The 22302-nt window shown below is 71.3% G+C and carries 19 protein-coding genes; 14 read left to right on the top strand and 5 right to left on the bottom strand.

All coding sequences use genetic code 11. The annotated features are described in order from the left end of the window. Positions 1-6: 6 nt before the first annotated feature. Together CLV43_RS15310 and CLV43_RS15305 are read right to left on the bottom strand one after the other, a co-directional pair. Entirely contained in the window at positions 7-744 is a 738-nt protein-coding gene (locus tag CLV43_RS15310; protein ID WP_106187833.1) for a Clp protease N-terminal domain-containing protein, read from the bottom strand. A 32-nt stretch (positions 745-776) separates the two neighbouring features. After that, positions 777-1157 (bottom strand): PPOX class F420-dependent oxidoreductase, encoded by a 381-nt coding sequence (locus CLV43_RS15305; RefSeq protein ID WP_106187832.1) that lies wholly within the window; start codon positions 1155-1157, stop codon positions 777-779. Positions 1158-1332: 175 nt separating this feature from the next. On the opposite strand from CLV43_RS15305, the gene hisF reads away from it, so the two are divergent. The 3 genes from hisF to hisI are packed head-to-tail and all read left to right on the top strand — an operon-like array spanning position 1333 to position 2842. Further along, a complete protein-coding gene (gene hisF, locus CLV43_RS15300) occupies positions 1333-2106 on the top strand; it encodes an imidazole glycerol phosphate synthase subunit HisF (RefSeq protein WP_106187831.1) in 774 nt (257 codons plus the stop codon). Then, complete coding sequence (locus CLV43_RS15295; protein ID WP_106187830.1) at positions 2106-2504, top strand: hypothetical protein; 399 nt, start codon at positions 2106-2108, stop codon at positions 2502-2504. The genes hisF and CLV43_RS15295 overlap by 1 nt, the downstream gene beginning before the upstream one ends. Then, positions 2501-2842, top strand: coding sequence for a phosphoribosyl-AMP cyclohydrolase (gene hisI, locus CLV43_RS15290; protein ID WP_106187829.1), 342 nt, complete (start codon positions 2501-2503; stop codon positions 2840-2842). Before CLV43_RS15295 ends, hisI begins: the two co-directional genes overlap by 4 nt. A gap of 336 nt (positions 2843-3178) precedes the next feature. Here the strand turns inward: hisI and CLV43_RS15285 are convergent, their stop codons facing one another. Further along, positions 3179-3784 (bottom strand): TetR/AcrR family transcriptional regulator, encoded by a 606-nt coding sequence (locus CLV43_RS15285; RefSeq protein ID WP_106187828.1) that lies wholly within the window; start codon positions 3782-3784, stop codon positions 3179-3181. Positions 3785-3917: 133 nt separating this feature from the next. Between CLV43_RS15285 and CLV43_RS15280 the strand changes: the two genes are divergently transcribed. The 8 genes from CLV43_RS15280 (at position 3918) to CLV43_RS15245 (ending at position 12801) form a co-directional block, all read left to right on the top strand. Beyond that, positions 3918-5465 (top strand): anthranilate synthase component I, encoded by a 1548-nt coding sequence (locus CLV43_RS15280; RefSeq protein ID WP_106187827.1) that lies wholly within the window; start codon positions 3918-3920, stop codon positions 5463-5465. A gap of 16 nt (positions 5466-5481) precedes the next feature. Then, positions 5482-5955, top strand: coding sequence for a Trp biosynthesis-associated membrane protein (locus CLV43_RS15275; RefSeq protein WP_425445755.1), 474 nt, complete (start codon positions 5482-5484; stop codon positions 5953-5955). Between the two features lie 232 nt (positions 5956-6187). Further along, entirely contained in the window at positions 6188-6997 is an 810-nt protein-coding gene (gene trpC / locus CLV43_RS15270) for an indole-3-glycerol phosphate synthase TrpC (protein ID WP_106187825.1), read from the top strand. 16 nt (positions 6998-7013) lie between these two features. Next, positions 7014-8264: a tryptophan synthase subunit beta gene (gene trpB, locus CLV43_RS15265; RefSeq protein ID WP_106187824.1), complete on the top strand. Its 1251-nt coding sequence runs from the start codon at positions 7014-7016 to the stop codon at positions 8262-8264. Beyond that, positions 8261-9052, top strand: a complete 792-nt coding sequence (gene trpA / locus CLV43_RS15260) for a tryptophan synthase subunit alpha (RefSeq protein ID WP_106187823.1) — start codon at positions 8261-8263, stop codon at positions 9050-9052. Before trpB ends, trpA begins: the two co-directional genes overlap by 4 nt. A gap of 273 nt (positions 9053-9325) precedes the next feature. After that, the gene (lgt, locus tag CLV43_RS15255; protein WP_106187822.1) at positions 9326-10411 is read left to right on the top strand and encodes a prolipoprotein diacylglyceryl transferase; all 1086 of its coding nucleotides are present in this window, start codon (positions 9326-9328) and stop codon (positions 10409-10411) included. Positions 10412-10777: 366 nt separating this feature from the next. Then, positions 10778-11443, top strand: coding sequence for a response regulator transcription factor (locus tag CLV43_RS15250; protein WP_106187821.1), 666 nt, complete (start codon positions 10778-10780; stop codon positions 11441-11443). Next, positions 11443-12801: a sensor histidine kinase gene (locus tag CLV43_RS15245; protein WP_106187820.1), complete on the top strand. Its 1359-nt coding sequence runs from the start codon at positions 11443-11445 to the stop codon at positions 12799-12801. The genes CLV43_RS15250 and CLV43_RS15245 overlap by 1 nt, the downstream gene beginning before the upstream one ends. A 7-nt stretch (positions 12802-12808) precedes the next feature. On the opposite strand, the gene CLV43_RS50455 is transcribed toward CLV43_RS15245, so the two are convergent. Continuing rightward, positions 12809-13102 carry a hypothetical protein gene (locus CLV43_RS50455; protein ID WP_425445754.1) on the bottom strand — a complete coding sequence of 98 codons (294 nt, stop codon included), beginning with the start codon at positions 13100-13102 and terminating at the stop codon, positions 12809-12811. Between the two features lie 98 nt (positions 13103-13200). Next, positions 13201-14124, bottom strand: coding sequence for a TAXI family TRAP transporter solute-binding subunit (locus tag CLV43_RS15235; protein ID WP_106187819.1), 924 nt, complete (start codon positions 14122-14124; stop codon positions 13201-13203). A 154-nt stretch (positions 14125-14278) separates the two neighbouring features. On the opposite strand from CLV43_RS15235, the gene dctA reads away from it, so the two are divergent. The 3 genes from dctA to CLV43_RS15220 all read left to right on the top strand — a co-directional run bounded on the left by dctA (position 14279) and on the right by CLV43_RS15220 (position 22243). After that, complete coding sequence (gene dctA / locus CLV43_RS15230) at positions 14279-15649, top strand: C4-dicarboxylate transporter DctA (protein ID WP_106187818.1); 1371 nt, start codon at positions 14279-14281, stop codon at positions 15647-15649. 551 nt (positions 15650-16200) lie between these two features. Beyond that, on the top strand, positions 16201-20745 hold the full coding sequence (gltB, locus tag CLV43_RS15225) for a glutamate synthase large subunit (protein ID WP_106187817.1): 4545 nt from the start codon (positions 16201-16203) through the stop codon (positions 20743-20745). After that, a complete protein-coding gene (locus CLV43_RS15220) occupies positions 20738-22243 on the top strand; it encodes a glutamate synthase subunit beta (RefSeq protein ID WP_106187816.1) in 1506 nt (501 codons plus the stop codon). The genes gltB and CLV43_RS15220 overlap by 8 nt, the downstream gene beginning before the upstream one ends. Positions 22244-22302 lie beyond the last annotated feature (59 nt).

Raw genomic sequence — 22302 nt, 5'->3', positions numbered from 1 at the left:
GACTGCTCAGGTCCCCGGAAGCGACCGAAGCCGTGCCCGCCCGATGGCCGCGTCGATCTCGCCGATGACGTGGGCCTCCGCGGCCTCCCGCGCGATCCCCGCCCCGGCGAGCACCTCGGCCGCGGTCCCGGCGCCTTCGGCCAGCACGCCGAGCAGCAGGTGCTCGGTGCCCACGAAGTTGTGCCCGAGCCGTAGCGCCTCGCGCACCGCCAGCTCCAGCGCCTTCTTGCAGTGCGTGGTGAACGGCTGCTGCTCGGACGGCTGCCTGCTGGTGCTGTCCAGCTTGAGCAGCAACGCCATCCGGGTGCTGCCCTCCGACGCCTCCAGGTAGTGGATCGTCTTCGCCCCCAGCCCACCCGACTCGTCGAGCAGGCCGAGCAGCAGGTGCTCCGTGCCGATCCGCTCGCTGAACCGCGCGTGGTGGCGGGCCAGCACGACGACCCGCCGCGCGCGCTCGGTGTACCGGTCGAACGACGGCTTGCTCAACGCCTCGGCGTCGGGCGACTCCCTTGGCACGAACCGCTTCTGCGCCGCCTGCTTGCTCACGCCGATGCTCTCGCCGATGTCCGTCCACGACGCCCCGGACCGCCGCGCCTCGTCGACGAAGTGCCCGATCAGGTGGTCGCCGAGCTCGTCGAGCTGCGCGCTGAGCCCGACGGCGGCCGACAGCCGGTCGAGCACGGCCTTGTGCTCGGCCGCGACGACGACGATGAGGTCCGTCAGCTGGACCGGTGACGTGAGCATTCGTCAATTGTAGGTTGACGATTCTCGTGCCGTCAACCGCCGGTTGACGGCACGATCGAGATGCCGATGGACCCCGTCCGACCCCGGCGCAGCCTGCTGCCGAGCAGCGTCAGCCTCCCCGCGATGCCGTACTTCTTGGCGATCAGCCCGCGGATCCGGTCGCTGCCGCTCTCGTCCAGCAGCTCGGCGTGCGCCTGCACCGACTCGCCGGTCGGGTTGCCCCTGATGTCGCACGGCCCGATCGAGACCTTCCCGTCCCGCCGGATCCGCTTCACCTTCCCGCTGTCGGTGGCGCTCCACGCCGCCAGCCGATCGCCGTCGGCCACCACCCAGACGGGCGTGGCCACCGCACGCCCGTCCTTGCGGTAGGTCGTCAACAACAGGTACTTGCCGTCGCCAAGTCCACTGGTCATCGGCCGACTTTAGTGCGCCGGACCACCTGCCCAGCAGTCCCGCGCCCAACTCCGCCACCTTGGCCGTCATCGCCGTGCACTGCGGCGCCTTGGTCTTCGCGTCCGGCGATCCGGCCGGACCGCCGACGTCCGAGGCACGTCCTCGCCGGTGTCGCGTGGTCCGTAAGCTGGGCGCATGTCCGTCGCGGTGCGTGTGATCCCCTGTCTCGACGTCGACCGCGGCCGGGTGGTGAAGGGCGTCAACTTCACCAACCTCGTCGACGCGGGTGATCCCGTCGAGCTGGCTCGGGCCTACGACGCCGAGGGCGCCGACGAGCTCACCTTCCTCGACGTCACGGCGTCCTCCTCCGACCGCGAGACCACCTTCGACGTCGTGCGCCGCACCGCCGAGCAGGTGTTCATCCCGCTCACGGTCGGCGGTGGCGTGCGCAGCCCGGAGGACGTCGACAAGCTGCTGCGCGCCGGCGCGGACAAGGTCGGCGTGAACACCGCCGCCATCGTCCGGCCCGAACTGCTCAGGGAGCTCTCCGAGCGGTTCGGCGCCCAGTGCATCGTCCTGTCTGTCGACGCCCGCCGCGTCCCCGCGGGCGAACGGCCCACGCCTTCGGGTTTCGAGGTCACCACGCACGGCGGCCGCAAGGGCACCGGCATCGACGCCGTCGAGTGGGCCGCGCGCGGGCAGGAGCTCGGAGTAGGCGAGATCCTGCTCAACTCCATGGACGCCGACGGCACCAAGGTCGGCTTCGACCTCGAACTGCTCCGCCTGGTGCGCAAGGTCGTGGACGTCCCCCTCATCGCCAGCGGCGGCGCCGGCGCGGTCGACCACTTCCCGCCCGCCGTCGAGGCGGGCGCCGACGCCGTGCTGGCCGCCAGCGTGTTCCACTTCGGACAGCTGCGCATCGGCGACGTCAAGGACGGCCTGCGCGCCGCGGGCGTCGAGGTCCGCTGATGGACTCCCTGCGCAAGCTCACCGGCCGCTCCGCCATCCCACCCGAGGTCCTCATCGCGGCCGTGGTCGCCGCCGGTGGCGCCTTGTTGTTCCTGCTGGTCGGCGTCCTGCGCTGGCAGCTCGACGGCGACTCCGGCTGGCTCCGCTTCCCCCTCGTCGTCGCGGCACTGGAGCTGGTCGTGGCCGCGGGCCTGATCACCGGCTTCCGCCCGTCCCGCATCACCGCCGTCATCCTCTTCCTCCTCCTGGCCCTCCTCCACCTCCTCACCACCCTCAACACCGGCCCCGTGTGGGCCCGCGTCATCGCGGGCGTCCTCTCCGCCGCGCACGTCTACGGCGTCGTCCTGCTCAACACCAACCCAGCACTCGTCTACCTGAAACGAAAAGGAACCCGGTGACCCTCGACCCCGCTATCGCGTCCAGGCTCAAGCGGACCGCCGACGGACTGGTGTGCGCGGTCGCGCAGCAGCGCGGCACGGGCGAGGTCCTGATGGTCGCGTGGATGGACGACGCCGCCCTCCACGAAACCCTCACCACCCGCCAAGCCACCTACTTCTCCCGCAGCAGGCAACAACGCTGGCGCAAGGGCGACACCTCCGGCCACACCCAGTACGTCCACGAGGTCCGCCTGGACTGCGACGGCGACACCCTCCTCCTCGTAGTCGACCAAACCGGCGCCGCCTGCCACACCGGCAACCGCACCTGCTTCGACGCAGACATCCTCCTCAAGGACTAAGGGCGAAGCCCGCCAAGACCCCTTTGGGCACAGCCGAGCCCGCCAAGACCCCTTTGGGCGAAGCCCGCCAGCGCGCATCCGGCGCGGAGCGCCTGGGGCCTTGTCGGCGCCAGCCGATGCCTGGTCCGACGCGTAGCGAGGATGCTTGGTCAGGCGGAGCCTGATGCTGGCGAAGCCAGACTCCCCCTCTGCCCCCGATCCACAGCGCCCTCCTGCTTGATCTTGCTTGTCAAGACAGCTTCACCGTCTTGACAACGAAGATCGGGCATTGAGACAATCGCGCGCCGGGGGCCGGGCTTCGCGCACGTAACCCACAGCACAGCCCACAACCAACCCCTACCCGATCTTCCCCGTCAAATACCTCTGCAAGTTCGGCCCCACAGCCCCCACCACCACCTCCACGTCCGCCGAAGCGAACGGCTCGAACCTCACCACGTACCGCGTCAGCCCCATCCCCACCACCTGCGACGCGCACAGCGCCGCCCTCAGCTCCGCCTGGTCCACCACCAGTTTCTCGGTGATCCTCCGGAACACGTTGTTCAGGAAGAACTCCCGCATCATGGTGGCCACTCCGTCGTGGCTGGTCACGCTCCGCAGCAGTGCCACGAAGGGTCCTCCGCCGCTCGCGTCCCACACTCCGATGAAGTTGCGCACGATCCGTTCCCCGGTTTCCTCCGGTGGCCCGTCCAGGAGTCGTTTCACCAGTTCGGTGGGGTCGAACGGCAGTTTCAGCACGGCTTGTGCGAAGAGGTTCTCCTTGCTGCCGTACCAGTGGTTGACCATCGCCGCGTCGACCCCCGCTTTCGCGGCGATCGCCCGGACCGTGGCACCCTCGTACCCGCGTTCGATGAAGACCTCGCGCGCGGCGTCGAGCAGGACGGCCTTGGTGTCGGCGCCGCCGGCGCGCCTGCCGCGCCGCTTGGGTTCGCTCGCTGTGGTCACGTCTCCATCATCACGCCGATCGGGCTAATTTTCAACAAACGATGAAATACGGCCGGGTCGAACCGGCGGTGCCTACGGGACCCCGATAGAGCCCAAAGAGGGGTTTTATAGGTCTCCACGGCAGAATGAGGCCATGGTCAGCGTCATCGGAGTCGGTGCAGGCTCGGGTCTGGGAGAAATCAGCCCCACCCGAGATGAATTCCGCGAGCTCGCCGCCGAACGCCGGGTGATTCCGGTCATCAGGCGGCTGCTCGCGGACGCGGAGACACCGGTCGGCCTCTACCGCAAGCTCGCCGCGGACCGGCCGAACACGTTCCTGCTCGAGTCCGCCGAGAACGGCCGGTCGTGGTCGCGCTGGTCGTTCGTGGGCGTGCGCTCCTCGGCCGCGCTGACGGCCACCGGCGGCGAGGCGTACTGGACCGGCGTCCGCCCGGTCGGCCTGCCCGAGGGCGGCGACCCGTTGCAGGCGCTGCGCGAGACCATCGAGGTGCTGCGCACCGACCCGCTGCCCGGCATGCCCCCGCTCACCGGCGGCATGGTCGGCTACATCGGCTACGACGCCGTGCGCAGGCTGGAGAAGCTGCCCACCCTCGCCGAGGACGACCTCAAGGTCCCCGAGCTGGTGATGCTGCTGGCCACCGACCTCGCCGCGCTGGACCACCACGAGGGCACCGTCACGCTCATCGCGAACGCCATCAACTGGGACGACTCGGCGCAGAACATCGACGCCGCGTACGACGACGCGGTGGCGCGGCTGGAGCAGATGACGCTCGACCTGCAGAACCCCACCCCGCCCACGGTGGCCGTGTTCACCCGGCAGCGGCCGGAGTTCCTGCGCCGCCGCTCGCCGCAGGAGCACCACGCGGTCATCGAGAAGGCCAAGGCCGCGATCCGCGCCGGCGAGGCGTTCCAGGTCGTGCTCTCGCAGCGGTTCGAGATGCGCACGGACGCCGACCCGCTCGACATCTACCGCGTGCTGCGCACCACGAACCCCAGCCCGTACATGTACCTGCTGCGGCTGGAGGGCTTCGACATCGTCGGGTGCAGCCCCGAGTCGCTGGTGACGGTCCGCGACGGCAAGGCGACGACCCACCCGATCGCGGGCACCCGGTGGAGGGGTGTCGACGAGGAGGAGGACGCCCTGCTGCAGAAGGACCTCCTCGCCGACCACAAGGAGCGCGCCGAGCACCTGATGCTGGTCGACCTCGGCCGCAACGACCTGGGTCGGGTGTGCAAGCCGGGCTCGGTGACGGTCGTCGACTTCTTCAAGGTGGAGAAGTACAGCCACGTCATGCACATCGTGTCCACGGTCAGCGGCGAGCTGGCCGAGGGCAGGACGGCCTACGACGCGGTCGCGGCCTGCTTCCCGGCGGGCACGCTCTCCGGCGCGCCGAAGCCCCGCGCGATGGAGCTGATCGAGGAGCTGGAGCCGACCCGGCGCGGCCTGTACGGCGGTGTCGTCGGCTACCTCGACTTCGCCGGTGACGCCGACACGGCCATCGCCATCCGCACCGCGCTGGTGCGCGACGGGGTGGCGTACGTGCAGGCGGGCGGCGGGATCGTGGCCGACTCCGACCCGGTGTCCGAGGACAACGAGTGCCTCAACAAGGCGGGCGCCGTCCTCGCCGCCATCGCCACCGCCCAGACGATGGCCCCTGCCGCGAGTCCGACGAGTGTCTAGACGTCCACTGTGGATGGTGGTCCTCCTGCTCCTGCTGGGGGCGCTGGCGCTGTGGGCGGCCTCCGGGCTGACCTGGGCCACCGAGGCGGTGCAGCGCCCCGGCGCGGCCGCCACCACCGTCGAGCGGTCCGGCGCGGACGTGGCACCGCAGCTGGTGCCGCTGGCCGTGCTCTGCGCGGCGGCGGTCGCCGCCGTGGTCGCCCTGTCCGGCTGGGTGCGCCGGGTGCTGGGCGCGGTCGTGCTGGCCGCGGGCCTCGGCGCGGGCTGGGTGGCCGCCACGACCGGGGGAACGCCGCTGCCGAAGGCGGTGGCGCTGCTCGGGGCGGTGCTGGTGCTCGCGGCGGGAGTGCTGCTCCTGCTGCGCGGCCAGACCATGCCGAGGCTGGGAGGCAGCTACCAGACACCCGCCGCGGCCAAGAGGTCCGCGAACCCGGACAAGGACCTGTGGCACGCCCTCGAACGCGGCGACGACCCCACCGAACGGAGCTGACCCGTGGCTGACGACGTGCTGACGCGTCCGTGCCGCACGTTCGCGCACGTCGTAGTCGTGGGTGCCCTGTGGAGCAGGGCGGATCGCGCCACCCCGGTGGCCGGTCGGATAGTCCGACGGGGTTAGCATCCATGCGGCGGGAAGGGGATCGTGACGTGTGCGAACCGGCGACCGAGGTAGTTGGCAGCAAGGCACCGAATACCGGCCAGGCGAGCAAGTGCGAGGTGTCCGGGTGACTGTTCTCGAATCGATCATCGAAGGCGTTCGTGAGGACCTCGCCGTCCGCGAGGCGGCGCTGCCGTTCCCCGAACTGCGCGAGCGCACCACGAAGGTCGCGCCGCCGCAGGACGTGATGTCCATCCTGCGCGCACCGGCCGTCGGCGTCATCGCCGAGGTCAAGCGGCGCAGCCCGTCCAAGGGCGACCTGGCGACCATCCCGGAGCCCGCGGACCTCGCCATGGCCTACGAGGCCGGCGGCGCGAGCGTGATCAGCGTGCTGACCGAGGAGCGCCGCTTCGGCGGGTCGCTCGCGGACTTCGACGCCGTGCGCGCCGCGGTCAAGATCCCCATGCTGCGCAAGGACTTCATCGTCAGCCCGTACCAGGTGCACGAGGCCAGGCTGCACGGCGCGGACCTGGTGCTGCTGATCGTGGCGGCGCTGGAGCAGAACGCGCTCATCGCGCTGATGGACCGCGTGGAGTCGCTGGGCATGACCGCGCTGGTCGAGGTGCACACGGCCGAGGAGGCCGACCGCGCGCTGGAGGCGGGCGCGAGCGTCATCGGCGTCAACGCCCGGAACCTGCACACCCTCGAGATCGACCGGGACGTGTTCGGCCGCATCGCGCCCGGCCTCCCGTTCGAGACGATCAAGATCGCCGAGTCCGGCGTGCGCGGCCCCGGCGACCTCATGTCGTACGCGGGCCACGGCGCGGACGCGGTCCTGGTCGGCGAGGGCCTGGTCACCGCGCCCGACCCGAAGGTGGCCGTCAACAAGCTCGTGACCGCAGGCTCGCACCCCGCGTGCCCGCGGCCCAGTCGCTAGATCCCTGGAGGAGCGCATGTCGCCAGCCGGCCAGAGCGCGAGCGGACAGCTCGCGCCCACACCGCACGACCCGGACGAGCGGGGGCACTTCGGCCGCTGGGGCGGTCGGTACATGCCGGAAGCGCTCATCGCGGCCGTGGACGAGCTGGCGGCCTTCTACGAGAAGGCGCGCATCGACCCGGACTTCCTCGCCGAGTTCGCCCGGCTGCTCAAGGACTACGCGGGTCGTCCGTCCCTGCTGACCGAGGCCAAGAAGTTCTCGCGGCACGCGGGCGGCGCGCGGATCTTCCTCAAGCGCGAGGACCTGAACCACACCGGCTCGCACAAGATCAACAACGTGCTGGGCCAGGCGCTGCTCACCAAGCGCATGGGCAAGAAGCGCGTGATCGCGGAGACCGGTGCCGGTCAGCACGGCGTCGCGACCGCGACCGCGTGCGCGCTGATGGACCTCGACTGCGTCGTCTACATGGGCGAGGTGGACACCGAGCGCCAGGCGCTCAACGTGGCCCGCATGCGCCTGCTCGGCGCCGAGGTCATCCCGGTCAAGACCGGCTCGCGGACGTTGAAGGACGCGATCAACGAGGCGCTGCGCGACTGGGTCGCCAACGTCGACGACACGCACTACCTGCTCGGCACCGCCGCGGGCCCGCACCCGTTCCCGGTGCTGGTGCGCGACTTCCACCGGATCATCGGCATCGAGGCGCGCGCCCAGATCCTGGAGCAGATCGACCGCCTGCCCGACGTCGTCGCGGCGTGCGTCGGCGGCGGCTCGAACGCGATCGGCATCTTCCACGGCTTCATCGACGACCCGTCCGTGCGGCTGGTCGGCCTCGAACCCGGTGGCGACGGCATCGACACCGACCGGCACGGCGCCACGCTCACCATGGGCACGCCCGGTTCGCTGCACGGCGCCATGTCCTACGTGATGCAGGACGAGGACGGCCAGATCAACGAGGCGCACTCCATCTCGGCGGGCCTGGACTACCCCGGCGTCGGCCCGGAGCACGCGCACCTCAAGGACCTCGGGCGGGCCGAGTACCGGCCGGTCACCGACGCCGAGGCGATGGAGGCGTTTGCCCTGCTCTCGCGCACCGAGGGCATCATCCCGGCGATCGAGTCCTCGCACGCGCTCGCGGGTGCCATGGCGCTGGGCAAGGAGCTGGGCGAGGAGGCCGTGATCCTGGTCAACCTCTCCGGCCGCGGGGACAAGGACATGGACACCGCCGTCAAGTGGTTCGGTCTCGGCGTCGAAGGGGAATCCCGATGAGCAGGCTCGCCCCGATGTTCGAGCAGTGCCGCGCCGAGAACCGCGCGGCCCTGATCGGCTACCTGCCCGCCGGCTACCCGACGCTGGACGGCTCCAAGGACCTGCTGCGCGTCATGGTCGACTCCGGCTGCGACCTCCTGGAGATCGGCCTGCCGTTCTCCGACCCGGTCATGGACGGCCCGACCATCCAGGTCGCCGCCGAGCAGGCCCTGCGCGGCGGGTTCCGCGTGCGCGACCTGTTCGGCGTGGTCGAGTCCGTCGCCGCCGCGGGCGGGCGGGCCATGGTCATGTCGTACTGGAACCCGATCCTGCGCTACGGCGTCGACGCCTTCGCCCGCGACCTCGCCGCGGCAGGCGGCCTCGGGCTGATCACGCCGGACCTCGTCCCGGACGAGGCGGAGGAGTGGATCGCCGCCTCCGAGGCCCACGACCTGGACCGCGTCTTCCTGGTCGCGCCGTCCTCCAGCGAGGAGCGCATCGACCTCACCTCGCGGTCCTCGCGCGGCTTCCTCTACGCCACCTCGGTCATGGGCGTCACCGGCGCCCGCGACGTGGTGTCGAACCTGGCCCCCGAGCTGGTCGCGCGGGTGCGCGAGCACACCGACATCCCCGTCGGCGTCGGTCTCGGCGTCCGCTCGGGCGCCCAGGCCGCCGAGCTGGCCGCGTTCGCCGACGGCGTCATCGTCGGCTCCGCGTTCGTCACCGTCGCCGCGGACGGCGCGGACGCCGTCCGCGCCTTGGCTGAAGACCTCGCCACCGGCGTGCGCAGCGCCGTGGCACCCGCCTGACGGTTCTTCCCGGAACGGGCCGCTCCGCATCGCGCGGGCGGCCCGTTCCGCTGTCGTGACCTGGTCTTTTGTCCGGGCGCCGGTTCTCGATCGGGTGAACGTCCGCCGGGAGGGCGGTCGAGGGCCCGGAATTGTCGGTGGTCCTGCGGACAGTGGACGCATGGACCGACCGATCCCGACACCGACCCGCCGCCCCGCGCCCCCGGCCGTCCCCGATAACGATCGGATACTGCGGGGAGGACGGAACACAGGGCCCACACAGCACCGGCTACGGTGGTCGCCGTGGTGACGACCTACGCGTCCGGCGCGTTCCTGGCGACGATCCCGAGCCCCTCCCAGGGGGTCTGGGAGATCGGCCCGATTCCCATCCGTGCCTACGCCCTCTGCATCATCGTGGGCATCATCGTGGCGATCTGGTGGGGTGAGCGCCGGTTCGTCGCGCGCGGCGGGCCCGCGGGCGCGGTCACCGACATCGCGGTGTTCGCGGTGCCGTTCGGCCTGGTCGGCGGCCGCCTCTACCACGTGGCGACGGACTACCAGAAGTACTTCGGCGAGGGCAAGAACCCGCTGGAGGCACTGGCCATCTGGAAGGGCGGCCTCGGCATCTGGGGCGCCATCGCCCTCGGCGCGGTCGGCGCGTGGATCGCCTGCCGCCGCCGCGGCATCCCCCTGCCCGCCATGGCGGACGCCCTCGCTCCCGGCATCGTGCTGGCCCAGGCCATCGGCAGGCTCGGCAACTACTTCAACCAGGAGCTCTACGGCGGTTCCACCACCCTGCCGTGGGGCCTGGAGATCTACGAACGCGTCGACCCCGCCACCGGCCTGAAGGACGACCTCGCGGGCGTGGCGGTCGACCACACCCCGATCGACATCGTGCACCCCACGTTCCTCTACGAACTGCTGTGGAACGTCGGCGTGGCCATCCTCATCGTCTGGGCCGACCGCAAGTTCCGCCTCGGCCACGGCCGCGTCTTCGCCCTCTACGTCGCCGGCTACACCGCCGGCCGCTTCTGGATCGAACTGATGCGCACCGACGAAGCCACCCACGTCTTCGGCCAACGCATCAACGTCCTCGTCTCCGCCGCCGTCTTCCTAGGCGCCGTCATCGCCTTCTTCCTCGCCAAATCCAAGGGCCCCCGCGAAGACCTCACCCTCATCCCCGCCCTGGACGCCCCAAAACAGGACTCCACCACCAAGCCCGAAACCGAGACCAATCCGGACAACTCGGCCGCTGCGACCACCACCACCACCACCACCGAACCCGAAACCGTCACGGTCCCCGACACCAAACCCCAGCCCGACACCACCCCGACCACCAAGGCCACGGACGACAAGCCTTCGGCCGAAAAGTCGGAATAGCAGACCGGCAGCGAGCTAACCGCCAACGACGCTGGAAGCGAGCGCCGAGGGCCCAGCCCAGCTGGTAGCGAGCGGTGCTCGTCCGCTAGTGCGGTCGGCTTGACTTGGGGTTTTTGGGCTTACAATGAGTCGGCGGGCAGGCTCTACCACCTGCCCTTTTTCGCCCGACGAAGCCCAAAAAAGGGGCCCCAAGTCAAGCCGACCGCACCTGGGTCCGCTGCAGCGATACCCCGTAGTCCGCTGTAGCGACACCCCCGTAGTCCACTGCAGTGACACCCCCGTAGTCCGCTGTAGCGACACCCCCGTAGTCCACTGCAGTGACACCGGGTTCGAGGAATCAGCGATACCGGGTTTGAGGAACCAGCCATGCGCATCCTCGTCGTCGAAGATGACGACCGGGTGGCCCGCGGCCTGCTCACCGCCCTGCGGCACGCCGGCTACGAGGTCCACCGGGTCGGTACCGCGGCCGCCGCCCTCGCGGCGCCCCCTGCCGACGTGGTCCTCCTCGACCTCGGCCTCCCCGATGCCGACGGCCTCGACGTCCTGCGTGAGCTGCGCCGTCGGCAAGGCGTCGCGGTCATCACCGTCACCGCCCGCGGCGAGGAGCGCGAACGCGTCCTGGGGTTGCGGGCGGGTGCCGACGACTACGTCGTCAAACCGTTCGGCACCGCCGAGCTCCTCGCCCGCATAGAGGCCGTCCTGCGGCGCACCCGCACCGCCCGTGCCTCCTCCGAGTCGTCCCGGTCCCTGGAGCTGGGTCCGCTGGTCCTCGACGCGGCGAGCAGGACCGTCACCCTGCGGGACGTCCCGTTGTCCTTGACCCGCAAGGAGTTCGACCTGCTGGCCCTGCTCGTCGGCCGGGCGGGTGCCGTGGTCAGCCGGGACCTGATCGTCGACCAGGTGTGGCAGTCGCACTGGGAAGCGCCGTCCCGCACCCTCGACACCCACATCGCCGCTCTCCGCGGCAAGCTCGGCGACGGTGTCCGCATCGAGACGATCCGCGGTGTCGGCTACCGGGTGACCGAGGCCTGATGCTGCGGCGTCTGCTGGTCCTCATCGTCCCGCTGCTGGTCGCGCTGGTGGCGGCGCTCGGTGTGCCGTTGGCGTTCGCGGTCGTGCAGCGGGAGACGCAGCAGACCTACCTCGACCGGCTGGGGGACGCCAGCCGGTTCGCCTCGCTCGCCGAGAACGCGCTGGCGTCGGGGAGGCTGACCGCGTTGCGCGGTGAGCTGGAGCGGTACGACGAGCTGTACGGGGTGCAGGTCGCGCTGGTGGCCACGGACAACCGGGTCGTCGCCAGCTCGCGGCCGGACGTCGTGCTGACCTCGCCCGCGATCGCGGCGGGGCTGCGGGCGGCGTTCGGCGGGTTCCGCGGTGACACCGACCAGACGGTGTGGCCGTGGGAGGACGTGCCGCTGGTCGTGGTGGAACCGGTAGGGCGGGACAGCGAGGTGGTCGCCGCGGTGGTGACGGTGTCGCCCACGGACCGGCTGCGCGGGTCGGTGCTGCGGCAGTGGGGGCTGCTCGGGCTGGTCGGCCTGGTCCCGATGCTGGGTGTGGTGCTGGTCGCGTGGCCGATGTCGCGGTGGGTGCTGCGCCCGGTGCGGCGGCTGGACGAGGCCACGGCCGCCGTCGCGGGCGGCAGGCTGGACGCGCGGGCCGACGAGGTCGGCGGGCCGCCGGAGCTGCGGCGGCTGGCGCGGTCGTTCAACACCATGGTCGACGTGGTCGGCCGTGCCCTGCGCCGCCAGCGGGCGTTCGTGTCGGACGCCTCGCACCAGTTGCGCAACCCGCTGGCCAGCCTCCGGCTCGCCGTGGACAACCTCGCCCCGCACGTGTCCGGCGAAGGCCTGGAGGCGCAGCGGATCGCGGTCGACGAGGCCGAGGAGATGGGCCGCGTGCTGGACGCCCTGCTCGCCGCGACCCGGCTCGACAGCGCCTCCGCCGCCGAGCCGGTCGAGCTGGACGCGCTCCTCGCGACGCACGTCCCCGCGTGGCGGGCGCTGGCCGAGCAGGCCGGGATGGTCCTGCGGGTCGACGTGCCCACCGGCCTGTCCGCGCTGGCACCGCCCGGCGGACTCGGCAGCGTGCTCGACGAGCTGGTCGGCAACGCCGTCAAGCTCTCCGGCGGCACCTCCGTCACCATCTCGGCCCGCTCCGAGGCCGAGTGGGTCGACCTGCACGTGACCGACGACGGCAGCGGCCTGGGCACCGACGACCGGGCCGACGCCCTGCGCCGCTTCTGGCGCGCCACCAAGCACCAGAACACCGCGGGCACCGGCCTCGGACTGTCCATCTGCGCCGAACTGGTCACCTCGGCGGGCGGCGAGCTCCGCTTGGACCCCGTCGAACCGCACGGCCTGGACGCCGTGGTCCGCCTGGGCGCGTGACCACGGCTCAAGGCCGCTGCCCCGGCTCGTCCACAACGGACATCCGCACCGCCGGTTCGGTGCGTAGTCGCCGAGCGCGATCACGGCGTCGACCGCGATGGAGGGCGCGACAGCGGCGCCCACGACCACCGGGGGGCATGTCCACTAGCAGCCCTTCGCGGGTAGGCGAGGGCGTGCCCAACACCACCCGCACCTTGCGACGGGCGCGGTCGAGCCGCGACCGCACGGTCCCGACCGGGATGACCGGCGCCGCGGCGACCTCATCGTGGGCAAGCTCCTCCCAGGCGACGAGCAGCAGCACGTCCCGGTCCAGGAACGTCTCCGCCGCCAGGTCGTCGGCGGCCTGCCCGCGAGCCGTCGGGCGAGGTACCCGTGGACGTCCGGAACGGGGTCACCGCACTAGCGCTTGACCGACCTGAACCAGCGTTCGGCACCGGGGTGCAGCGGTACGTCGCCGGTGGCGATGCCGGTGCGGACGTTGATCCGGCTGGCCTCCGGGTGGCCCGCGGCGATGCGCTCGGACTCGGTGAACACGGTCCTGGTCACCACCTCCACCACGTCGTCGGCCAGCGAGGTGGTGGCCAGCAGCAGGTTCGGGACGGACACGGTCTGGCACGGGCCGAGGTCGCCGTAGGTGGTGGCGGGGATGGTGACCGGGACGTAGGTGCCCTCGAAGGCGTTGGCCAGGGCGATGGCCTGGTCGGCCATCGGCACCAGGCGGATCGGGAACTCGCCGACCAGCCCGCTGATCGCCGGGGTGGGGATGCCGGTGAGCGCGAGGAACGCCTCGATCGTCCCGGCCCGCAGCTGCTGCGCGGACTCCGAGTGGGCCATGCGGACGTCGTCGGCCCGCACCCCGAGCAGCTGGAACAGCCGCTTGGCGGTGAACTCGGTGCCGGACTCGACCGGGCCGAAGGAGACGCGGCGGCCCGCGAGGTCGGTGAACGTCCTGATCGGCGACGACTCCGGCACGACCAGGTGCAGGAAGCTGTCGTAGAGCCTGCCGATGGCGCTGATGCCGTCCAACGAGGGCAGGTCGGCCACCGAGTCCAAAGAGGACAAACCGAGCTGGGCCTCGCCGCCCTTGAGCAGCCGCAGGTTCTCCACGGACGCGCTGCTGGGCCGGGCGACCACGTGGGTACCGGGGAGCTGGTCGGCGAGCGCGGCCGCGAGCGCGGCGCCGACCTCGCGGAACACGGCGCCGTCCGGACCGGTGGCCAGGACCAGCTCGGCGAGCTCCGGGGTGTCCGTCGAGGAGCACGCGGCCACCGGGACGCCCGCCGCGAGAGCGGCCAGCAGCACGGTGCGACGGCTGAGCGACACGAGACGGAGGGTACGCCGGAAGTCCAGGTGAACCTCGCGTGGCGGACTTGTTACGTCAGGTGGATCTGAAGTTTCGGGCCGCTCGCTTGTTGCGGGGGAGCCCTGTGCCCAGGATCACGAACCAACTCATCCCCACCGCACCTTTGGAGGCGACGTGGCCGCCAGTCCGCCCGCAGCGGCGCGCAAGCCGCTCTACCGGCACCTGTACTTCTGGGTGCTGGTCTCGATCGTCCTCGGCGTTGTCGTCGGCTACGCGTTCCCGGTGCAGGCCAGCGGCATGAAGTGGCTCGCCGACCTGTTCGTGGCGCTGGTGAAGGTCGTCATCGCGCCGACCATCTTCTGCACGATCGTCGTGGGCATCGCCGGGCTCGGCAACCTCGCCAAGGCCGGTGGGCTCGCGCTGCGCACGATCCTCTACTTCACCGCCATGACGCTGGTCGCCCTCGTCATCGGCATGGTCGTCGTGAACGTCGTCCAGCCCGGCCACCACGGCGCCTCCATCCCGATCAAGGACAGCGTCGCCGAGAAGACCCTCCAGGACGCGTCCAGCTCGGACACCGGTGTCACCGGGTTCGTGCTGAGCCTGGTGCCGAAGTCGTTCGTCAGCGCGTTCACCGACGGCCAGCTGATCCAGGTCCTCGTGGTCGCCGTCCTGGTCGCCGTCGCGGTGGCGGGCATGGGCTCCCGCGGCGCCAGGGTCGTGTCCGCGCTGGACACGGTCGCCAAGGTCATGTTCGGCGTCATCAAGATCGTCATGTACGCGGCGCCGATCGGCGCGTTCGGCGGCATCGCCTACACGATCGGCAAGTTCGGCGGCAGCATCCTCGGCAAGCTCGCCTGGCTGATGGGGTCGTTCTACGTCACGTGCGTGCTGTTCGTCTTCCTGGTGCTCGGCGGGGTCGCCTACTACGCCGGGTTCAACATCCTGAAGTTCCTGCGCTACATCAAGGACGAGCTGCTGATCGTGCTCGGCACGTCCTCCAGCGAGACCGTCCTGCCGCGCATGCTGGTCAAGCTGGAGGCGGCGGGCGCGGAGAAGTCCGTGGTCGGCCTGACCATCCCGACCGGCTACTCGTTCAACCTCGACGGCACGTGCATCTACCTGACCATGGGCGCGCTGTTCATCGCTCAGGCCACCGGCACCGACGTCGGCATCGGCACCCAGATCGGCCTGCTGCTGTTCATGCTGCTCGCCAGCAAGGGCGCGGCGGGCGTCACGGGAGCCGGGCTGGTCACCCTCGCAGCCTCTCTCCAGGCGTTCGAGGCGAACAGCGCCATCCCCGCGGTCGGCATCGCGCTCATCGTCGGCATCGACCGGTTCATGTCCGAGGCCCGAGCGATCACGAACGTCATCGGCAACGGTGTCGGCACCCTCGTGATCGCCCGCTGGCAGAACCAGCTCGACCGGGACCGGCTGCGGGAGGTGCTCGACAACCCGTCGCTCGTCGACGTCGACCACCTCATCGACCAGCAGCACACCGGTGAGGACGAGAAGCGCGAGACCGTCCCGGCGGGCGCCCACTAGACCACCCGGCCGCGGGTCCCGCCGGCGCGCACACCCCACCCACGCCGCGCGCCGGCGGGGCCTGCCTTCCTCTCACGACACCGAACGACGCCGAACGACACTGCACGAAACGCCAGGGCCGCCTCCGGGCGGTCCTGGTCCGTGTTTCGGGGGTTGCTCCGGCACGGGTGGGTGACTCCGCGTGACCACCGGACCGACTGGTCCTGTTACCGCCCGCTAACCAGGGCGGACGGGGTCCGACCAGCGGGGGAGCGCGGGAAGCGGTGGGGTGCCTCGTGTCGGCAAGCTCTCATCGCCGCGCGGGGTCGGTTCGGCTCGGATATGCTGCCCGGTCGTAGCCGATCACGAGGTGTGGGCCCACTGTCGTTCCGACAGCCCGAATCGTTACGCGATCATGAGCAACACCGCCCATCGGAGGGTGATTCCAGGTTTCGCGGCTGTTAAGGTCGCGTCAACACGCGGGCCACCGTCGTCCCGTGCCCAGAGACCGTAATCCCAGGTCTGAGCACGAGGACATCGTTCTTCACAGGACGACGAAGGAGGTCTGCGCTGTGATCTTCTCCGCCATCCCGGCCCCTCAGGGCCTCTACGACCCCACTGCGGAGCGTGACGCCTGCGGTGTGGCGATGGTGGCCGACATCAGGGGTCGGCGTTCGCACGGGATCGTGGACGACGCGCTCACCGCGTTGGCCAACCTGGAGCACCGGGGCGCCGCGGGCGCCGAGCCGACCAGCGGTGACGGGGCGGGCATCCTGCTCCAGCTGCCGGACGAGTTCCTCCGCGCGGTGGTCGACTTCGAGCTGCCCGCCCGCGGGAGCTACGCGGCGGGGGTCGCGTTCCTGCCGCTGGACGTCGACGAGCGCGCCAAGGCCGTCGAGACGGCCGAGCGGATCGCCGCCGAGGAGGGCCTGGAGGTCCTGGGCTGGCGCGACGTGCCGGTCGACCCGGTGGCCGCCGACGTCGGCCCGACCGCGCTGTCGGTGGTCCCGCACTTCGCGATGCTGTTCGTGGCTTCGGCCGACGACACGGGCGTCGAGGGCATCGCCCTGGACCGGTTGACGTTCGGCCTGCGCAAGAGGGTCGAGCACGAGACCGCGGCCGCGAACGTCGGCACGTACTTCCCGTCGCTGTCCGCGCGCACCCTGGTCTACAAGGGCATGCTCACGACCGGGCAGCTGCCCGCGTTCTTCCCGGACCTGCGCGACGAGCGGCTCGCCTCCGCCATCGCGCTGGTGCACAGCCGCTTCTCCACCAACACGTTCCCGTCGTGGCCGCTGGCGCACCCGTTCCGGTACGTGGCGCACAACGGCGAGATCAACACCGTGCGCGGCAACCGGAACCGGATGCGCGCCCGCGAGGCGCTGCTCCGCTCCGACCTGATCCCCGGCGACCTGACCAGGCTGTTCCCGATCTGCGACCCCGACGGGTCGGACTCGGCGTCGATGGACGAGGTCCTGGAGCTGCTGCACCTGGGCGGCCGGTCGCTGCCGCACGCGGTGATGATGATGATCCCCGAGGCCTGGGAGAACCACGCCTCGATGAACGCGCGGCAGCGGGCGTTCTACCAGTTCCACGCCAGCCTGATGGAGCCGTGGGACGGCCCCGCCTGCGTCACGTTCACCGACGGCACCCTGGTCGGCGCGGTCCTGGACCGCAACGGCCTGCGCCCGGCCCGCTGGTGGCAGACCGCCGACGGCCGGGTCGTGCTGGCCAGCGAGACCGGTGTGCTGGACGTGCCGCCGAGCGAGGTCGTGGCCAAGGGCCGCCTCCAGCCGGGCCGCATGTTCCTGGTGGACACCGAGGCCGGTCGGATCGTGGACGACGCCGAGATCAAGGCGGGCCTGGCCGACGACCACCCCTACGACGAGTGGCTGCACGCGGGCCTGCTCCAGCTCGACGACCTCGCCGACCGCGAGCACGTCGTGCAGAGCCACGAGTCCGTCGTGCGCCGCCAGCTCACCTTCGGCTACACCGAGGAGGAGCTGCGCATCCTGCTCGCCCCCATGACCGTCGGGGGCATGGAACCGCTGGGCTCGATGGGCACGGACACCCCCGTCGCCGCGCTGTCGAAGCGGTCGCGGCTGCTCTACGACTACTTCGTGCAGAACTTCGCCCAGGTGACGAACCCGCCGCTGGACGCGATCCGCGAGGAGATCGTCACGTCGGTGTCGCGCGTGATGGGACCCGAGCAGAACCTGCTGGACCCGTCCCCGGTGTCCTGCCGCCACATCCAGCTCGACTACCCGGTCATCGACAACGACGAGCTGGCCAAGCTCATCCACATCAACGACGACGGCGACCTGCCGGGGTTCGCCTGCACCGTCCTGTCCGGACTGTACGAGGTGGACGGTGGTGGCGACGCGCTCGCCGCGGCCGTCGAGCGGGTGCGTCGCGAGGCGTCGGAGGCCATCGCGAACGGCGCCCGCACGCTCGTGCTGTCCGACCGCGACTCCGACCACCGGATGGCGCCGATCCCGTCGCTGCTGCTGGTCTCCGCCGTGCACCACCACCTGGTGCGCACCAAGGAGCGGCTGCGCGTCGCGCTCGTCGTCGAGACCGGTGACGCCCGCGAGGTGCACCACATCGCGACGCTGCTGAGCTACGGCGCCGCCGCGGTCAACCCGTACCTGGCGTTCGAGACGATCGAGGACCTGGTCAACCAGGGCGCGATCACCGGCATCGAGCCGCGCAAGGCCGTGCGCCAGTACGTGGGTGCGCTGGTCAAGGGCGTCCTGAAGATCATGTCCAAGATGGGCATCTCCACCGTCGGCGCGTACACCGCGGCGCAGGTCTTCGAGGCCATGGGCCTGGCGCACGACCTGCTCGCCGAGTACTTCACCGGCACGGTGTCCAAGCTCGGCGGCGTCGGCCTCGACGTGCTCGCCGAGGAGGTCGCGATCCGGCACCGCCGGGCGTTCCCGGACAACCCGACCGACCGCTCGCACCGGCGCCTGGAGGTCGGCGGCGAGTACTCCTACCGCCGCGAGGGCGAGCTGCACCTGTTCTCCCCGGAGACGGTGTTCCTGCTCCAGCACGCCACGAAGACCCGCAAGACCGAGGTCTACCGGCAGTACACCGAGGAGGTCGAGCGGCTGGCCCGCGAGGGCGGCACGCTGCGCGGCCTGTTCGAGGTGCTCACGCAGGGCCGCACCCCGGTGCCGATCGACGAGGTCGAGCCGGTCTCCTCGATCGTCAAGCGCTTCAACACCGGCGCCATGTCCTACGGCTCCATCTCGGCCGAGGCGCACGAGACCCTGGCCATCGCGATGAACCGGCTCGGCGGCCGGTCCAACAGCGGCGAGGGCGGCGAGGACCGCGAGCGCCTCTACGACCCGCAGCGGCGCTCGGCGGTCAAGCAGGTCGCGTCCGGCCGGTTCGGCGTGACCAGCGAGTACCTGGTCAACGGCACCGACATCCAGATCAAGATGGCGCAGGGCGCGAAGCCCGGCGAGGGCGGGCAGCTGCCCGGCTACAAGGTGTACCCGTGGATCGCGCGCACTCGGCACTCCACGCCGGGCGTCGGCCTCATCTCGCCGCCGCCGCACCACGACATCTACTCCATCGAGGACCTCGCCCAGCTCATCCACGACCTGAAGAACGCCAACGAGCAGGCCCGCGTGCACGTGAAGCTGGTCAGCGAGATCGGCGTGGGCACGGTCGCGACGGGCGTGGCGAAGGCGCACGCGGACGTCGTGCTGATCTCCGGCCACGACGGCGGCACCGGCGCGTCCCCGCTGAACTCGCTCAAGCACGCGGGCACGCCGTGGGAGATCGGGCTCGCCGAGACGCAGCAGACGTTGCTGCTCAACGGTTTGCGCGACCGCATCACGGTCCAGGTCGACGGCGCGCTGCGCACCGGCCGCGACGTCGTGGTGGCCGCGCTGCTCGGCGCCGAGGAGTTCGGCTTCGCCACCGCGCCGCTGATCGTGGCCGGCTGCGTGATGATGCGCGTCTGCCACCTCGACACCTGCCCGGTCGGCGTCGCGACCCAGAACCCGGTGCTGCGCGCCCGCTACACCGGACAGGCCGACCACGTGGTGAACTTCTTCGAGTTCGTCGCGCAGGAGGTCAGGGAACACCTGGCGGCACTGGGTTTCCGCACGATCGACGAGGCCGTCGGCCACGCCGAGCTGCTGGACACCGCACCCGCCATGGAGCACTGGAAGGCCAGCGGGCTCGACCTGTCGCCGGTGTTCGCGGTGCCCGAGACCCGGTACCCGTCGGCGCGCCGCCGCGTCCGCGACCAGGACCACGGCCTCGACCACGCCCTGGACCGCACGCTGCTCCAGCTCGCCGAGGGCGCGCTGGAGGACGCCATCCCGGTGCGGCTGGAACTGCCGGTGCGCAACGTGAACCGCACCGTCGGCACGCTGCTCGGTGCGGAGGTCACCCGCCGCTTCGGCGGCGACGGCCTGCCCGACGACACGATCCACGTCCGGCTCACCGGGTCCGCGGGCCAGTCGCTCGGCGCGTTCCTGCCCTCCGGCATCACGCTGGAGATGGTCGGCGACGCCAACGACTACGTCGGCAAGGGCCTGTCCGGCGGCCGGATCGTGGTGCGCCCGCACGAGGACTCGGCGTTCGCCGCCGAGCAGCAGGTGATCGCGGGCAACGTGATCGGCTACGGCGCGACCTCGGGCGAGGTGTTCCTGCGCGGCCGGGTCGGCGAGCGGTTCTGCGTCCGCAACTCCGGCGCGATCGCCGTGTCCGAGGGCGTGGGCGACCACGCGTTCGAGTACATGACCGGCGGCCGCGCGGTGGTGCTCGGCCCGACCGGCCGCAACCTCGCCGCGGGCATGTCCGGCGGCATCGCCTACCTGCTGGACCTCGACCCCGCCAACGTCAACAAGGCGATGGTCGAGCTCCAGCGCCCGTCACCCGACGACCTCCGCTGGCTCAAGGAGATCGTCACCCGGCACCACCAGCTCACCGGTTCGGCGGTGGCCGCCTCGCTGCTCGGCGACTGGCCCCGGCGTTCCGCCGCGTTCACCAAGGTGATGCCCCGCGACTACCAGCGCGTGCTCGAAGCGATGAGGCTCGCCCGCGCGGAGGGCAGGGACGTCGACACGGCGATCATGGAGGCCTCCCGTGGCTGACCCGCACGGTTTTCTGAAGAACGACCGCGCCGACGCGAAGAAGCGGCCGACGACCGAGCGCGTCGAGGACTGGCGCGAGGTCTACCTCGACCTCGAACCCGAGGTGCGCGAGAAGCAGGTCCGCACCCAGGCCGGGCGCTGCATGGACTGCGGCATCCCGTTCTGCCACTCCGGGTCCGCGGGCTGCCCGCTGGGCAACCTGATCCCGGAGTGGAACGACCTGGTCCGCCGCGGCGACTGGGAGCTGGCGTCGGACCGCCTGCACGCCACCAACAACTTCCCGGAGTTCACCGGTCGGCTGTGCCCCGCCCCGTGCGAGGCGGCGTGCGTGCTCGCGATCACCCCGGACGCCGGGGGAGCGGTCGCGATCAAGCGGGTCGAGCAGGCCATCGCCGACGTGTCCTGGGAGCAGGGACTGGTGCACGCCAGCCAGTCCACCGTCTCCTCGGGCAAGAAGGTCGCCGTCGTCGGCTCCGGACCGGCCGGTCTGGCCGCCGCCCAGCAGCTGACCCGCGCGGGCCACCACGTCACGGTGTTCGAGCGCGACGACCGCCTCGGCGGCCTGCTCCGCTACGGCATCCCCGAGTTCAAGATGGAGAAGAAGGTCCTCGACCGCAGGCTGGCGCAGCTGCGCAAGGAGGGCACCAAGTTCGTCACCGGCGTCGAGGTCGGCGTCGACCTCACCGTGGACCAGCTGCGCGCCAAGTTCGACGCCGTGGTCCTGGCCGTCGGCGCCCTGCGCGGGCGCGACGACACCACCACCCCCGGCCGCGAGCTCGCGGGCGTCCACCTCGCCATGGACCACCTGGTCCCGGCGAACCGGGCCGTCGAGGGCGACGGGCCGTCACCGCTGTCCGCCGAGGGCAAGCACGTGGTGATCATCGGCGGCGGCGACACCGGCGCCGACTGCTACGGCACCGCGGTCCGCGAGGGCGCGGCGTCCGTGCTCCAGCTCGACCAGTACCCGATGCCGCCGTCCCAGCGCGACGACTCGCGCTCGCCGTGGCCGGTGTGGCCGTGGATCCTGCGCACCTACGCCGCCCACGAGGAGGCGGGCGAGCGGAAGTTCGCCGTCGCCGTCGAGAGGTTCATCGGCGACGACGACGGCCACGTCCGGCAGATCGCGCTGCGCAAGGTGCGGGTCGAGAAGGACGCCGAGGGGCGCCGCGCGGTCGTGCCGATGTCCGAGGAGGTCGAGGTCCTGCCCGCGGACATGGTGCTGCTGGCCATCGGCTTCGAGGGCGTCGAGCACATGCGGCTGCTGGACGACCTGGACATCACGCTCACCCGGCGCGGCACCATCTCGTGCGGCTCCGACTGGGAGACCACCGCGCCGGGCGTGTTCGTCTGCGGCGACGCCCACCGCGGCGCCTCCCTGGTCGTGTGGGCGATCGCGGAGGGCCGGTCGGTGGCGAACGCGGTCGACCGCTTCCTCACCGGCTCGTCGGACCTGCCGTCGCCGGTGGTCCCAAACCTGATCCCGCTGGCCGTCGTGTGACCCGTCGTCCGGTCACGACAACGGGGTCGTGACCGGACGACGCCATTCCTCCCGGTGAT

This window comes from Umezawaea tangerina, assembly GCF_003002815.1.
In the GTDB taxonomy this organism is placed as follows: Bacteria; Actinomycetota; Actinomycetes; order Mycobacteriales; family Pseudonocardiaceae; genus Umezawaea; species Umezawaea tangerina.
Note: the sequence above shows the minus strand (reverse complement) of the source record. Positions and strands in the feature narration are given on the sequence as shown.

Bases quoted from the DNA above. Each gene is read 5' to 3' on its own strand.
- CLV43_RS15310 (WP_106187833.1), bottom strand. From the start codon at position 744: ATGCTCACGTCACCGGTCCAGCTGACGGACCTCATCGTCGTCGTCGCG.
- CLV43_RS15305 (WP_106187832.1), bottom strand. From the start codon at position 1,157: ATGACCAGTGGACTTGGCGACGGCAAGTACCTGTTGTTGACGACCTAC.
- hisF (WP_106187831.1), top strand. From the start codon at position 1,333: ATGTCCGTCGCGGTGCGTGTGATCCCCTGTCTCGACGTCGACCGCGGC.
- CLV43_RS15295 (WP_106187830.1), top strand. From the start codon at position 2,106: ATGGACTCCCTGCGCAAGCTCACCGGCCGCTCCGCCATCCCACCCGAG.
- CLV43_RS15280 (WP_106187827.1), top strand. From the start codon at position 3,918: ATGGTCAGCGTCATCGGAGTCGGTGCAGGCTCGGGTCTGGGAGAAATC.
- trpB (WP_106187824.1), top strand. From the start codon at position 7,014: ATGTCGCCAGCCGGCCAGAGCGCGAGCGGACAGCTCGCGCCCACACCG.
- trpA (WP_106187823.1), top strand. From the start codon at position 8,261: ATGAGCAGGCTCGCCCCGATGTTCGAGCAGTGCCGCGCCGAGAACCGC.
- CLV43_RS15250 (WP_106187821.1), top strand. From the start codon at position 10,778: ATGCGCATCCTCGTCGTCGAAGATGACGACCGGGTGGCCCGCGGCCTG.
- CLV43_RS15245 (WP_106187820.1), top strand. From the start codon at position 11,443: ATGCTGCGGCGTCTGCTGGTCCTCATCGTCCCGCTGCTGGTCGCGCTG.